General features: G+C 63.7%; 10 protein-coding genes and 2 pseudogenes. 5 read left to right on the top strand and 7 right to left on the bottom strand.

The genetic code is table 11. The features are described from left to right. Positions 1-40: 40 nt before the first annotated feature. Both FHS94_RS09270 and FHS94_RS09275 read right to left on the bottom strand, forming a co-directional pair. Positions 41-1,072 (bottom strand): annotated as a pseudogene (locus FHS94_RS09270) (glycoside hydrolase family 43 protein); the annotation flags it as partial. A gap of 7 nt (positions 1,073-1,079) precedes the next feature. Next, entirely contained in the window at positions 1,080-2,657 is a 1,578-nt protein-coding gene (locus tag FHS94_RS09275) for an alpha-N-arabinofuranosidase (protein ID WP_246348475.1), read from the bottom strand. 121 nt (positions 2,658-2,778) lie between these two features. Here FHS94_RS09275 and FHS94_RS09280 point away from each other — a divergent pair, with 121 nt between their 5' ends. Next, the gene (locus FHS94_RS09280; RefSeq protein ID WP_184057053.1) at positions 2,779-3,555 is read left to right on the top strand and encodes a FadR/GntR family transcriptional regulator; all 777 of its coding nucleotides are present in this window, start codon (positions 2,779-2,781) and stop codon (positions 3,553-3,555) included. Positions 3,556-3,804: 249 nt separating this feature from the next. On the opposite strand, the pseudogene FHS94_RS09285 reads toward FHS94_RS09280, so the two are convergent. After that, positions 3,805-4,053, bottom strand: a pseudogene (locus FHS94_RS09285) (glucose/galactose MFS transporter); the annotation flags it as partial. Positions 4,054-4,778: 725 nt separating this feature from the next. On the opposite strand from FHS94_RS09285, the gene FHS94_RS09290 reads away from it, so the two are divergent. From FHS94_RS09290 to FHS94_RS09300, 3 genes are all read left to right on the top strand, one after another. Continuing rightward, positions 4,779-5,750, top strand: coding sequence for a glycoside hydrolase family 43 protein (locus FHS94_RS09290; protein WP_184057055.1), 972 nt, complete (start codon positions 4,779-4,781; stop codon positions 5,748-5,750). A gap of 242 nt (positions 5,751-5,992) precedes the next feature. Next, positions 5,993-8,836 (top strand): TonB-dependent receptor, encoded by a 2,844-nt coding sequence (locus FHS94_RS09295; protein ID WP_221234670.1) that lies wholly within the window; start codon positions 5,993-5,995, stop codon positions 8,834-8,836. 25 nt (positions 8,837-8,861) lie between these two features. After that, positions 8,862-9,902 (top strand): glycoside hydrolase family protein, encoded by a 1,041-nt coding sequence (locus FHS94_RS09300; RefSeq protein ID WP_425506171.1) that lies wholly within the window; start codon positions 8,862-8,864, stop codon positions 9,900-9,902. 75 nt (positions 9,903-9,977) lie between these two features. On the opposite strand, the gene FHS94_RS09305 is transcribed toward FHS94_RS09300, so the two are convergent. From FHS94_RS09305 to FHS94_RS09320, 4 genes are all read right to left on the bottom strand, one after another. Next, a complete protein-coding gene (locus tag FHS94_RS09305; RefSeq protein ID WP_184057061.1) occupies positions 9,978-10,634 on the bottom strand; it encodes a glutathione S-transferase in 657 nt (218 codons plus the stop codon). Positions 10,635-10,713: 79 nt separating this feature from the next. Next, complete coding sequence (locus FHS94_RS09310; RefSeq protein ID WP_343055224.1) at positions 10,714-11,301, bottom strand: glutathione S-transferase family protein; 588 nt, start codon at positions 11,299-11,301, stop codon at positions 10,714-10,716. Between the two features lie 4 nt (positions 11,302-11,305). Continuing rightward, positions 11,306-12,097: an isocitrate lyase/PEP mutase family protein gene (locus tag FHS94_RS09315; protein WP_184057063.1), complete on the bottom strand. Its 792-nt coding sequence runs from the start codon at positions 12,095-12,097 to the stop codon at positions 11,306-11,308. A 127-nt stretch (positions 12,098-12,224) separates the two neighbouring features. Beyond that, positions 12,225-12,539: a UrcA family protein gene (locus tag FHS94_RS09320; RefSeq protein WP_184057065.1), complete on the bottom strand. Its 315-nt coding sequence runs from the start codon at positions 12,537-12,539 to the stop codon at positions 12,225-12,227. Positions 12,540-12,643: 104 nt separating this feature from the next. Between FHS94_RS09320 and FHS94_RS09325 the strand changes: the two genes are divergently transcribed. After that, positions 12,644-13,567, top strand: a complete 924-nt coding sequence (locus tag FHS94_RS09325) for a LysR substrate-binding domain-containing protein (RefSeq protein WP_246348478.1) — start codon at positions 12,644-12,646, stop codon at positions 13,565-13,567. Positions 13,568-13,698 lie beyond the last annotated feature (131 nt).

The raw sequence follows: 13,698 nt of genomic DNA on the forward strand, positions 1-13,698 counted from the left end.
CCTGTTCCATCGTAACTACTTCAGGGGTCCCTCAGGCTGCCGGCATGGGCCCGTTCGCTACTGGCGGATCGAACAATGGTACGCCGTCCGGACCATATCGGATCGGCTGTACCCGCGTGTGGCGGTTCGGGTCGAACAAAGGGTCGCCCTTGATCTTCTCGTAGTCCCGGGCGTGAAAGACCAGCAGATCGCGGCCGCGTTCGTCCACCGTGAAGCTGTTATGGCCAGGGCCGTAGATCCGATGCTCGATCGAAGTCTTCATCACGGGCACCGGTGACTTGCTCCAGCTTGCAGGATCCATGATGTCAGCGTCATCGCGCGCAGTAAGCATCCCCATGCAGTAACGCGCGTCCGTGGCACTGGCCGAGTAGGTCAGGAAAAGCCGGCCATGTCGGGCGAGCAGCGCGGGCGCTTCGTTCACCTTGAAGCCCTGCACCTCCCACGGCAGCTCGGGCACGGACAAGCGAGCAGGGCGTGCAGCCAGGGTCAGCGGCGTTGCCAACGGCGCCAGGTACAGGTTCGAATTGGTGTCGATCCCCTCCTCTCGCTGTGCCCAGGCCAGGTACCGCTGCCCCCGATGGACAAAGCTGGTCGAATCGAGGTTGAAGCTATCCCAGGGGGTCTGAAGCTGCCCCAGGACCGACCATGATCCTGTCATCGGGTCCGCGCCGTCACAGGCGACGGCATGCGTCCGGATACGGAACACATCCTCGCCGCCGCCGCTGGGTCCGGCGGCGAAATACATGATCCAGCGTCCGCCGATCCAGTGCATCTCCGGCGCCCAGATAAAGCCAGACAAGGGGCCGCTCGCCACATGCCGCCACAGCACCCGTTCGGGCGCGGTCGCCAGTCCCGCGACCGTCCGCGACCGACGCAGCACCAGCCGGTCGTACTCGGGCACGGAGCCAGTCATATAGTACCAGCCGTCCTCGTGCCGGAACACCTGCGCGTCCGCCCTCTCCCGAACCAGCGGGTTCGTGACACGTGGCGCCTTTGCCGTCCGCGCGAGCGATGGGACGGCGGCGGCCGTGGCGGCGCCGGCGAGGAAGAGACGTCGGGATATCGTCATCATGGCGTCCTCATTTCAGGTCCAGCACGACCACCGACTTCGGCGGCAGCGTCACCGTCAACGTGCCGTTCGAGAGCGCTGCCCCGGTGAAGGGCGCCGGCGCCACCGTGTTCGGGGCATCGAAGGCGTTCGCGGAGTTGATCGCCGGTGCGGTCAGCACCTGACCTGTCACTGCCGTCGCCTGCACCCCAGCCAGCCTCGTGGTGACGGTCATCGGCCGGTTCGGGTCCGCGTTGGTCAGTCCGACATGGACTGCGCCGGCCTTGTCGCGCACCGCACTGGCGCTGACCGCCGGCACCACCCACTGATCCTTGCCGTACCAGGGCGATCGCAGCTCCACGGGCAAGACCGTCGCGTCCTGCCACGGCTTGTAGAGGTGGAACACGTGATATGTGGGCGTACGCACCATGCGCGGCCCGTCGGTGAGGATCATCGCCTGGAGCACGTTCACCATCTGCGCAATCGCGCTCACCTTCACCCGATCGGCGTGGCTCGCGAAGATGTTGAGATTGATCGCCGCCACCAACGCGTCGCGGAGCGTGTTTCCTTGCCGCAGGAACCCCGGATTGGTGCCAGGATCGCCCGCATACCATGTTCCCCACTCGTCCACGGCCAGGAAGATGCGCTTCTTGGGATCGTACTTGTCCATCGCGGCGGCATGCTTCGTGATCAGCTCGTTCATGCGCCACGTTCCTGCAAGCGTCTCGGCCCACCCGGTCTCGTCGAAACGATTAGAGTCGGCGCGCGGAGGCCAACCACCTGGCACCGTGTAGTAGTGGAGCGAGACGCCATCGATCTGGCCTGAGGCTTCCCGCATCATGGTTTCGGTCCAGCGGTAATCATCGTTGTTCGCACCCGACGCGATTTTCAGGATGCGCACGCCGCTCGGTGCCTTGACGAATGTGGCGTAACGCCGCGTGACGTCGGCGGCGTAATCGGGCCGCATGTTCCCGCCGCAACCCCAGAGCTCGTTTCCGATGCCGAACATCGCGAGCTTCCACGGGGCCTTATGACCGTTCCGGGCGCGCTCCTCCGCCAGGCTGCCGGCCGGCGCCGTCATGTATTCGACCCACTCGGCCATCTCTTGCGGGCTACCAGCGCCGACATTCCCTGAAACGTAGGCCTCTGCGCCGATCTGCTCGGTCACGTCCATGAATTCGTGCGTTCCAACAGCGTTCGGCTCGGTCACGCCGCCCCAGTTGGTGTTGACCTTGATGGGTCGCTTGTTCCTCGGCCCGATGCCTTCGCGCCAATGATATTCGTCAGCGAAGCATCCCCCCGGCCAGCGGATCAGGGGCACGCCCAAATCACGCAGCGCCGCGACTACATCGTTCCTGAAGCCACGGGTGTTCGGAATGCGCCGGTCATTCCCGACCCAAAGCCCGCCATAGATGCCGTTGCCAAGATGCTCGGCGAACTGGGTGAAGATCCGCCTGTCATAGGTCGGGCCCGGTGCGTCGGCCCGCACGGTGGCGGTTGCGGTCCCCTGCGGCGGCGATGCCACCGGCACCGCGCCCGTCTGGCCAGCCGCCGGTGACACTGCCGCCAGCAGCATGGCGCTCGCAAGCGCATGAAATTTCGCCCTCATCTTGCTCTCCCCGGCACGCGGGTACTAAGCCCGTCTATTAGTATTATTATAAGAGGAATCGGTCCTGCGCAATCCATCATCTCTTCGCCTCCCTCCGGCTGGCTCGGGCGCAGGTAAAGGCATGCTGGGGACGAACATCGCTAGGCGAGGCAGTACAGCGGAGGTTTCGGACGATCTCCCGGGGCTTATCCGCAACCCGCGCAACACCGGGCGCCGGCTCCGCGGCTCAATCATCCACAAGCTGGGCACCGCGATATTGTCGGGCCAGTACGCGCCCGGTGAAATCCTGCCCAACGAGCTTGCGCTTTCGGACAGCCTGGACGTGTCCCGCAGCGCGCTTCGCGAGGCGCTCCGCATCCTGGCCGGGAAGGGTCTGGTGGCGAGCCGACCAAAGGCAGGGACGCAGGTCAGCCCGCGTGAGCGCTGGAACCTGCTTGATCCCGAGGTGCTCACCTGGGCGTTCGACAGTGGGCCCGATATGTCGCTCGTGCGCGCTTTGTTTGAACTACGGGCCATTGTGGAGCCTGCCGCCGCGGGGCTCGCAGCTACGCGCCGTGCTCCTGCCGACCTCAAGGCCATGAAGACCGCGCTGGCCGCGATGCGTCAAATGACGCCTGGACCGGACGCCGGAAGCACTGCCGAACGCGACTTTCACGGGGCAGTGCTACGGGCGACCCGCAACGAGGCATTGATCGTGCTCGAAGCGGGGATCGGCGCAGTCGTGAACTGGACGACCAGACATGGTCAGGCAGCCCGCGCCTTGCCGCGCAATCCGCTGCCCGATCTCACCCGCGTCTTCGATGCAATCGTCGCAAGGGACGCACCAGCCGCTGCGGAGGCCATGCACTCCCTGGTTCAGACTGCGCAGGAGGACGCCCGCCGCGCCCTGGAAGTCTGACGCCAGACGACCGCGATCGAGGGCTCCGGAGCCGGCAAGCCGAAGGCGGTGGCGCGCCGCCCCGGATCCCCGGTCCCATGCTCCGCACTGTCGCCAGCTTATCGCGAGCGCTCGCCAGATCGCGGTGCCCGACCCGAACAGCGGATGGGTTCCCGCCCAAAATGCCCCCGGTGCGACGCTGCCATTCAGATGGCCCGCAGCGAGCTTGGCGGCGAGGCTGGTGGCTCAACCCATCGCGGGCAGCTTGAAGCGCTCGATCAGCTTCGCCGACGGGATCGAGGCAAAGAAATAGGCGATGAATCTAACGCTTTCGATCGGCGACGCCTGGAAGTAACTGAGCTCGAACACGCTGCGCAGATGGGGCAGCAACCTGCCATTGATGACGGTGATGAAGCCCCGCATGAAGAACAGGCTTGCGAGCAACGTCAGCGCCGATCGGTAGTTCGTCCCGGCACCGACAGCGCCGCTGGCTGGGCGCGTTGAGCCAACGGCTGGCATGTACTTCCTCTCTGACGGCGTCGGCAGATGCTGCAATCGCCTCGGCTTTTGTAGGAGTATCGGTTGGTGTAAGTGCCCGTCAACGTTCCGCGTGCAGGGCTCGCCGGATACTCGCAACCAGCCCGGCTTCGGCTCCGCGCGCGTCGATCCGCTGCATGCTCACCCGCGCCAGAAGCGTTTCGGTTTACCGCCGGGGTTAGCGTAGCGTCATCTCTACCGCGCTGCGAAACTGCTCAAAGAGCAGGTTGCTCGACGCGAGCAAGATTGCGAAGTGGAAGGCAATACCTGCCTCGAGTTCCCCACCCAATCCTACTGGTCAACCCGCATGCGTTGCAGGGCTACGACTATCATATCGTCGGCTGTCCGAGTGGCACCGGCCAAGGCAATTGCTTGCAGTTCCATCAGATGCGCAGCTCGTCAAACCGACGGAGTAGTGTCAGTGAACGTCGCTGCTCCAGCATCCAGCGCAGCACGTCCGTCGAACAGGTTCCAAGCAGCTTCAGCTCGGACAAAGGTGCCGTGCCTGCGCGGGTAGTATAGCAAGCCGAGCCACAGCGGCCTTGTCGGATTGCAAGACAATCGCGTTATGGCCACTGTCGTGGATGAACGTTCACACGGCAGCTTCGATCGGTGGTGCTTATGGCAGTCTATGTAAGCTACTGGCGCATTGCGGGGCGGGGCTGGTGAGGCCGCTTCTCACAGCTCTAGCGTTAGCCGGCGCAATCATGCCGGGGCCCCTAACGGCGCAGAAGATCAGGGCGACCTTGATCAATCCACTGCTGCCTTCCGGTCCTGACCCGTTCATCCTTGCCGAGGGTGGCTGGTTTTACTTCACGGCCACGCGCGGAGATCGACTGACCCTTCGTCGCACACGCGATCTGGCGCGCCTCCCCGAGGCAGAAGAGGTCGTTATCTGGCGACCAGCCACGGCCGGTGATCATTCCATCTCAATCTGGGCACCGGAACTGCACCGATTTGGTGGCCGCTGGTACCTTTACTACACTGCAGCCGCAGCGGGTCAGGACGACGATGCCCATCGTGGCGTATTTGTGCTGGAGAACGCCGGACGCGATCCGCTGAAGGGCCAGTGGACAGACCGGGGCCGTGTTCCGACCGTGCTACCCGGGATCGACGGCACCGCTTTCGAAGCGCGAGGGCGGCTCTGGTTTGCTTATTCAGCCTATGACGGGCCCGATAGCGTCCTGATGCTGGCACCTATGTTAAACCCCTGGACGCTTGCCGCCCCCGCCGTGACGATCGCGCGGCCAGACCTTGCCTGGGAGCGTCAGGGCGGCCGCCAAATCCTGGAAGGACCCGCGTTCCTGCCGGGCCCCAATGGCGACCTCTTTCTTGCCTATTCGGCGAGCGCATGCTGGTCGGACGACTACGCGCTCGGCCTGCTCCGGTTACGCCCCAGGGCCGACCCGATGGTTTCCACGAACTGGACAAAGGCGCCCCGCCCCGTGCTCGCGAAAGCGCCGACCCAAAACGTATACGCGCCAGGGCACAACGCGTTCTTCACGGCGCGGAAAGGCAAGGAGAGCTGGATCGTCTATCACGCCAACCAGGGCGCCGGTGCTGGGTGCAAGGCGACCCGTTCCCCGCGCGTGCAACGGATGCGCTGGGCCCGCGAGGGCACGCCGATCTTTCCGGTGCCCGCGCGGGCGGGACAACGGGTCGACGCGCCCGTCCCATAGGTCAGGTCCGCTTCCCAGCGCTATTGTGGTGTCCAGACGGAGCCGGGCCAGCGCGGCTTGACCGGTTCTGTCGCTCGAAGCCCGCGTCCTTCCCTCGGCAGATCTGCGGGGTAGCAAAGCCCACCAAAGGCATCTATCATTTATATCATACAAATCCCTTGGGGCCGTTCGGGCGTCAGGTATTGTAGGAGTAGCAGCCCGACGTTGAATTCAGCGGGGGCGGAGAAAAGGGGGAGAGGATGATGAAGTGGAAGTCGCTGCTGTGCATGTCGGTGTCGACATTCGGGTTGGCAGGCGTAATCTCGGCGCCAGCGGCTGCCCAGACGGCGGAAACCAGCGCCCCTCAAACCACCCCACCCGGCAGCGCGGAAGAGGCTCCCAAGCCAACCGCCCCGAGTGATCAGAGCATCAACGCCGCATCACCCGATGCCGCATCCCAGGACAGCCAGCCCACGGCGGGCGACGAGGTCGTGGTCACCGGCTTCAGGCGCAGCCTAGAATCGGCTCAGAACATCAAACGGCTGTCGGACGGCATTGTCGACGCTGTTGTGGCCGAGGACATCGGCAAACTTCCGGACACCTTTGCCTCGTCCGCCCTGCAGCGCGTTGCGGGTGTGGCCGTGACCCGTGGCGGCGGCGAGTCAGCAGGCGTTACCGTCCGCGGCCTGCCCGACCTCACCACCACCTATAATGGCCGGCAGATCTTCACCGCCGAAGGTCGCTATGTTCAGATCCAGGACTTCCCCGCCGGCACGGTCGCTGCCCTGGAAGTCTACAAGTCGGGCCTTGCCAACCAGATCGAGGGCGGCATCGCCGGCGCAATCAACGTGCGCGGCCGCCGGCCCTTTGACTTCAATGGTTTCGAAGTCTCGGGTTCGCTCAACGGCGTACTCTCGCAGCAGTCCGAGAAAATCGTCCCGAACGGCAATCTTCTGGTCAGCGATCGTTGGGATACCGGCATCGGCGAGATGGGCCTGCTGGTGAATGCCTCCTATGTAGGCGTCAACTTCCTGGACTCGACGCGCGAACAATCGCTCGTGATCGCCAGCACCAACCAGACCAATGCCGACGGCACCATCTCGAACAGGGCACCGGGCCAGCCTGCCGGCCTTCGCTTTCCCGACGCGCAGGGCAACTTCCTCGGCTATGGGGCTCGTTACCGTCCGTCGGCCAACGCCGCCTTCCAGTGGAAGCCAACGCCCGAACTGGAGATTTACGCTGACGGGCTTTTCCAGGGCTTCCGGTCGAAAGATTACAATCGCTGGATGTTTATCCCGGTTTTCGGCGACATAACGCTGACGAACGTGACGACCTTCCCGGACACCAACAAGATCTCCACCGCCACGGTGAGCGGCGCCGTCCGACCAGACGGTTACACCGGCTCTTTCAACGGCAAGACGGACACTTACCAGGCCGGCGCCGGTGCGATCTGGAAAAGGGACCGGTTGGAGGTCTCGGCCGACGTCGCGTACACGGACAGTACCTACACGGCCAATCTAGTGAACGTCGACTATGCCGCTGCCACCTCGCCGGTGCGCAACGTCCAGTTCGAGGCCGGCAAGGACGGAGGCGCCAGCCAGACGTTCGTGAACTTCGACCTTGCGAATCCCGCCAACTTCATCAGCCGCGGTCTTTACCAGGAGCTGCTGGTGGTAAGCGGCAAGGACTGGCAGGCGCGCACCGACCTTTCCTATGACCTCGATCTCGGCTTTCTGAAGCGGTTTCAGGTCGGCGTTCGTTATGCAGACCGGGATGCGGCTCGCGACTTCGGCAACCTGTACGTCAACAACGAGGGCGCCCGGGTTCCGCTAACGGCGCTGCCAGGAGCCGTCGTGAGGACGAGCCTGCCAGGCTTCACCTACAATAACGCGCAGCCCAACGTCGCATATGCCGCAATCACGCGCGACAGCATCCGCGACAACCTGCCCGCTCTGCGCAGCTACTTCGGGGTGCCCGCAGGCGTTCCGCCCTTCAATCCACCGGATAATTTCCGCGCGAACGAGAAGTCCTATGCTGCCTATGCGCAGCTGAAGTACGGCGTCGACATCGGCAATGTCGTTGTGGACGGCGTCGTCGGCCTGCGTGCGGTCAAGACCAAGACGCGGATCAGCGGGTTCTCGCGTATTGAGGACACCGGTGGCGCGGTCACGTTCCCGGGCATTACCGCCGAGAACGAGTACACCGACTATCTGCCCAACGTCAGCACGCGCATCGCGCTCAACGACAAGCTTCAGCTGCGCCTTGCCTATACTCAGACGCGCACCCGCCCGAACTTCTTCGACTTGCGGCCAAACACGTCGCTTAATCAGCCTGTTATCCTCGCGCCGGGCGACCCATGCCTAATCAACGCGACCACCCCCGATTGCGTCGAACGTCTTCGTCGTGGCGGATCCGCGGGCAATCCCGACCTCGATCCTCTGACCTCCAACAATTACGATGTCAGCCTGGAGTATTATTTCTCCCGAGCCGGCTCGTTCACCGCCGCAGTTTTCAGGCACGACGCGCAAGGCTTCCTGTCGACCGTGGACGACCGTTCTGCGGCGGGCTTGCGCATCGCGCGCCCGGTGAACCTCGGTCAAACGCGGCTGCAGGGTGCGGAGGTGTCGTTCACCAGCTTCCTCGACATCGACGGGCTACCAGACTGGGCAAAGGGGTTCGGCGTCCAGGCCAACGGCACCTACATCGATGCCAAGGGGGACCTGCAATCGAACTTCGCTTCAACGCTGAACAACGAGCAGCAGCGCTTCCCGGGCGTGTCGAAGTGGGCCGCCAACGTCGTCGCATTGTATGAGAAGCCGCAGTTCGCGGCGCGTCTCGCCTACAACTATCGCTCCAAGTTCGTGACCAGCTACACGCTCGAAACCCTCGATCCGATCGCGCATGCTATCGTCGAGAAGGGCCGCGGTCAGTTCGACCTGTCCACTTCAGTTACGCCGGTGCCGAACATCACGATCGCATTCGACATCGTGAACCTGCTTGGAAATCCCTTGCAGCGTTACCGGACCTACAACACCGGCGATACCTATACCCGGCAGGTCGTCTATATCGAGCGGGCCTATTCGCTCGGCGTACGCTTCCGCTTCTGACGTGAAGGGGGCGACGAGCAGCACCGTGCGGCGCCTTCACCTTTTCGCCGCGCTTGCTGTCGCCCCATTGCTGCCGGCGGTACACTCAGCCGCACCCGCGCAGGCAGCGCCCGGTGCGCCTGAGACGCCCTATGTCGATCCGGCAAGGGCATACCTGTTCGCGCATATGACAAAGGCGCAATATGGAGTGCTGTTCTATTCGGTCAGCCTCGATGGGCTGCACTGGCGTTCACTGAACGGAGGGCGCCCAGTCTCCGCTGATTACCACGGTCATGCTTCCATCGCGCGTGGTAGGGATGGTCGCTACTATCTCGTCGGCAACAAGAGCGACGACGATCCCCTGATCCGCTTCTGGGTGTCGGACGACCTGATCAAATGGACTCGCTTCGCTACCTACCAGCCCGACCTGACGCATGTCGCGGGGCACCCCCACGCACTTCCTAGGATCGGCGCCCCCAAGTTGTTTTTCGACCGGGCTAGCGGGAAGTTCCTGCTAACCTGGCATACGCCAAATATAGAAGGATCACCCGCGGACCCAGAGCGCTACTGGGCCAGTCAGCGGACCCTGTATGTGCTCTCGTCCGACCTGAAGCACTTTGACGCGCTCCCGAAGCGACTGTTCGGGTGGGACATGGCGACGATCGACACGATCGTGCAGCCGAACGACGACGGTTCTGGTAATTGTGCGGTTATCAAGGACGAACGTTATCCGTCCTATGCATGGACGACGGGCAAGACCATTCGCGTCTCTTGCGCACCGGCATTGACCGGGCCTTACGGCCCGCCCGGCCCTCCGCTCAGCCCCAATTTCAGGGAAGCGCCAACGCTGATCCGTTCACCAGACGCCCGCGACTGGCTGCTGTACTACGAGCAATATGCCGGAACGAGTTATGGACTGTCCAAGGCAGCGCGACTGAGCGGGCCATGGTATCAGGTGTCGGGAAACACCGGCGTTGCCGAGTGGGATCGCTACACGATGGTCCCGAACGCCCGTCACGGCTCCATGATCACGATAGGTCGTCAGGAGTATGATGCACTCGTGTCCGCGTTCGGAGGCGCGAACTAGACCCGGACGCGGGACAAACGCAGTGCAATTGGATGCGAGCGGTTCAAGGCACGACGCAGAATCGTCCGCCGCATCTCAACCTTCCAGTATCACAGGGGCAAGTTCCGTCGCGTCCACAATGGTGGGCGGGTCGCCGGGCATCCAAGGTGCAACCCGGTGCATGACCCTGTCGAACAGATCGGAGGCGAGGTGGCCTGCGAGCCACGTTTTCAGGAAAGAGAACGGCTGACCGTCGAACCAGTCGCGATCGACCGCGGCAAATTGCCTGACGAACGGCATGATGGCGGCGTCGGCCAACCCAGGCACCGATCCGCAAAGTTGGCCGCCAACCGCGAGCCACGCATCAAGGTCGCGCAGGAAACCGAGGGCGTGTTCGCGGTGGACCTCAGGTTCTGAAACGTGACGATCGGGGTATTTGTATCGGTCGAGGTGATGTTTGAACATGCCGTCATTGACCGCGATCAGCGCAGGATCGTCGCGCGTGAGCCAGCCTTCTGGATCCCGCGTTCCAAGGGCCCAGCGCATGATGGCCAGGCTTTCGTCGATCACCGTTCCTCCGGCCGTCTGGAGCACGGGCACGGTTGCCTTGGGCGAAGCCGACAGCAGGGCTGCCGGCTTGTCGGCCAGCCGGACTTCGCGAAGCTCGTAGCGGGTACCGCTCGCCGCCAGCGCCAATCGCGCCCGCATCGCATACGGACAACGACGGAAGCTGTAGAGGACGTGATCGGGCATCACAGGCCTATGCTGCGCGGCGCGGCCGCATGGTAGCCCAATGACCGGCGCCTCTACCTGCCGATATTCACGGTCGCACTCAGTCGGCTATCCCGAGAACGCCCTCCACGCGTGCAATCCAGGCCTGGATCGCAGGGTAGAGCGCCAGGTCGAACCCGCCTTCGCCAGCCACGCGGGTATATGCGACCAGCGCGATATCGGCGAGCGTAAGCTGACTGCCGACCAGGAAATCGGAGGCGCTGACAGCCTGATCGAGGCGTTGGAGCGCCAATTGGCCCCTTTCGATCAACCTAGGGTCAAGGTCCGAAAATGACTTCCCCAGATACCTGACCTGGAACCGTGCAACGGCAATGTACGGTTCGTGGCTGTATTGTTCCCAAAATAGCCATTCGAGCATCTTGGCACGATCGTAGGGCGAACCGGGGATCAAGGCTGACCCCTCGGCCAGGTACAGGATGATCGCGTTCGACTGTGCCAAGGCTCGGCCGTCCGGCAGGACCACTGTCGGCACCTGCCCCGCCGGGTTGATGGCCAGAAAGGCTGGCGATCGTGACTCGTCGCGGAGAACGTCCGTTTCGATCCACTCGTACCCAATGCCGAGATGATCGGCGGCCCACTTCACCTTGAGACAATTGCCTGAGATCGAGTCACCGTAGATTGTCAGCACGTCGTTAGCCCCTGTTTCCACTTGGCGTCGGGTTCGATGGGGCCGGCGTATGCCCGCCTGCCTTCAGCCCCAGCGCCGCCTGTTCGAACCCCGCCCAGGCGGCCGCGGCCAGAAGTCCGCCGGTGCTGCACCGCCGGACGCCCAAGCGGGCGAACGTCGATGGATCGGTGTCTAGGGAGGGAAGCAGCACGCTCACGGGTTTTGGCGCGACGGCCGCAACCAACTCCTCCAACGCGACGGGATCGGTGACCATCGGCACGAACACGCAGTCGGCACCGGCGGCCGCATAAGCCGCAGCGCGATCGATGCACTCGTCCATGGTCATGTCGGGCGAGCGGAAATGCTCGCATCGTCCAATCAGCATGGCCTTCGGATCAATCGCGTCGATGGCTGCACGCGCAGCACTGATCCGCTCAACCGCCAGGTGCCGGCCATAAATCGCCGTTCCCGACCAGTCCTCAACCGACAGCCCCGCTACGCCGGTCGCCACGGCTCGACTGACATTCGCCGCGACGTCCGCTGGCTCGTCCGCGAAGCCGTTCTCGAAATCGGCATTCACCGGGAGGTCGGTAGCCGCGGCCATGAGGCGCAGATGATCAAGGACTTCTGCCAGACCAAGTTCGCCGTCCCTCTTGCCCCGCGCCCAGGCGGCCCCCGCACTGGTCGTCGCGATGGCCGGGAAGCCAAGCGCCTGCAGACGAACCGCGCTGCCCTGGTCCCACGCATTAGGCAGGATGAAGAACCCGTCGGCATGCAACCGGCGAAAAGTCACGCGCCTTTCCGTCGTGTCAGGCATGACCATCTCCCTTCCAGGGCAGCGTGCCCCGCCCCAAAGGGCGAGGCAAGGGTCGTGAGCAGTAGGCGTGGATCATATAAACGGGCCTTGCATGTCTGCCGCGTGCAGTCGCGCGTACGTGGCTGCGTCAGCGGCTGCTGTATGCCAGTTCAGGGCCAGAATAGTCTGACACGATCCGATCGCGTTGCGCCTTGGCCCCTTTCTCCGCCTGAGCAGCGCAACGCCGCGCAATCGCCAGTCGCGCGAACTCCAGGACACCGCTTGTGTCGGGACAGACTGCCTTCGCGGCGGCAGCGATGCGTCTGTCGAACAGCTTGACGCCAGCCCTGGTGCTCAAGTCGAGATCTGCGTGAGAGACCCGCATGGTTTTCGGCGCGTCCTGTGCGTTGAGCGGGTGGGGCAGCATCGCAAGGACTGCGATGGCGTATGTGGTGGCCTTCATCAGAGCGACTCCTCGTCCCAGTGAGGCCGTCTATTTGTACCCCCTCGCAAAACGGGACCAGCAAAACGCTTGGCGGGATCGACAAGCAGCGCTTATGATTGAGTATGTCTGGCCTGCCTCCTCTTGCCGCCGTGCGGGTGTTCGAGGCAGCTGCTCGGCACGAGAACTTCAGCCGCGCGGCAGACGAGCTCGGGATGACGCAGGCCGCGGTAAGCTACCAGATGAAGCTGCTCGAGGAGCGCCTGGGGGCACGGCTGTTTACCCGCCGGGGGCGCGGCGTTGGCCTCACCGACCTGGGCCGCAGAATCGCACCCCAGGTGACCGGATCGTTCAACTCGCTACGCGAGACCTTCGCCGCCGTTCAGACTGAGAGCGACACGATCCTGGCGCTCACGGCACCACGCACCTTTGCCACTAATTGGCTAGCGGGACGGCTCGGCGGTTTCCACGCGGCGCAGCCCGACCTCAGCGTGCGCCTGGACGTTTCCGACAAACTCGTCGATCTTGCCGCCAGCGAGTTCGACGCCGCCATCAGAGGCGTGTCCGGGCCAATGCCGGGGCTGGTCGCGCACTTCCTGATGCGGATGCCGGTCACGCCGTTGGCAAGCCCTTCGTTCCTCGCATCACACCCGCTGAAGACGCCCGAGGACCTGTTCACCGTCCCTCGCCTGTCGCCCGACGACGACTGGTGGGACCTTTGGTTCAGCTCGCTTCCGCAGCTGGAGGTCAGCTCTCCCTCCGGTCCCGCCATCAGATTCGACTCACAAGTGCTCGACGGTCACGCCGCGATCGCCGGGCATGGCGTTGGCATCCTGTCCCCGCCCATGTTCAAACAGGAATTGATGTTGGGCCTGCTCGTCCAGCCCTTTTCACATTGCGCTCTCTACAAGAACGGGTTCTGGCTGGTTTACCCCGAGCACAAGCGACATTCAGCGAAAGTACGCGCGTTCCGCGACTGGCTGCTCGATGCGGTGCGGCAAGCGGCAGGCAACGATGGTGCGATGCTACAACCGCCTGAAAGAGCGTGACGTTCGCGATTGGCGATCCCGCTTCTTTCTTTCCCGCCAATCCGCGTCCGGCAACCAATAGCAATCAACTGCCGCTCAGTAGCGTCACGTCAAACTCGTCAGCAACGATGGACGCTGCCCGTAATCATGGG

It is taken from the genome of Sphingomonas aerophila, assembly GCF_014199305.1.
Classification (GTDB): Bacteria; Pseudomonadota; Alphaproteobacteria; order Sphingomonadales; family Sphingomonadaceae; genus Sphingomonas; species Sphingomonas aerophila.

Bases quoted from the DNA above. Each gene is read 5' to 3' on its own strand.
- FHS94_RS09275 (WP_246348475.1), bottom strand. From the start codon at position 2,657: ATGAGGGCGAAATTTCATGCGCTTGCGAGCGCCATGCTGCTGGCGGCA.
- FHS94_RS09280 (WP_184057053.1), top strand. From the start codon at position 2,779: ATGCTGGGGACGAACATCGCTAGGCGAGGCAGTACAGCGGAGGTTTCG.
- FHS94_RS09290 (WP_184057055.1), top strand. From the start codon at position 4,779: ATGCCGGGGCCCCTAACGGCGCAGAAGATCAGGGCGACCTTGATCAAT.
- FHS94_RS09295 (WP_221234670.1), top strand. From the start codon at position 5,993: ATGAAGTGGAAGTCGCTGCTGTGCATGTCGGTGTCGACATTCGGGTTG.
- FHS94_RS09305 (WP_184057061.1), bottom strand. From the start codon at position 10,634: ATGCCCGATCACGTCCTCTACAGCTTCCGTCGTTGTCCGTATGCGATG.
- FHS94_RS09315 (WP_184057063.1), bottom strand. From the start codon at position 12,097: ATGCCTGACACGACGGAAAGGCGCGTGACTTTTCGCCGGTTGCATGCC.
- FHS94_RS09320 (WP_184057065.1), bottom strand. From the start codon at position 12,539: ATGAAGGCCACCACATACGCCATCGCAGTCCTTGCGATGCTGCCCCAC.
- FHS94_RS09325 (WP_246348478.1), top strand. From the start codon at position 12,644: ATGTCTGGCCTGCCTCCTCTTGCCGCCGTGCGGGTGTTCGAGGCAGCT.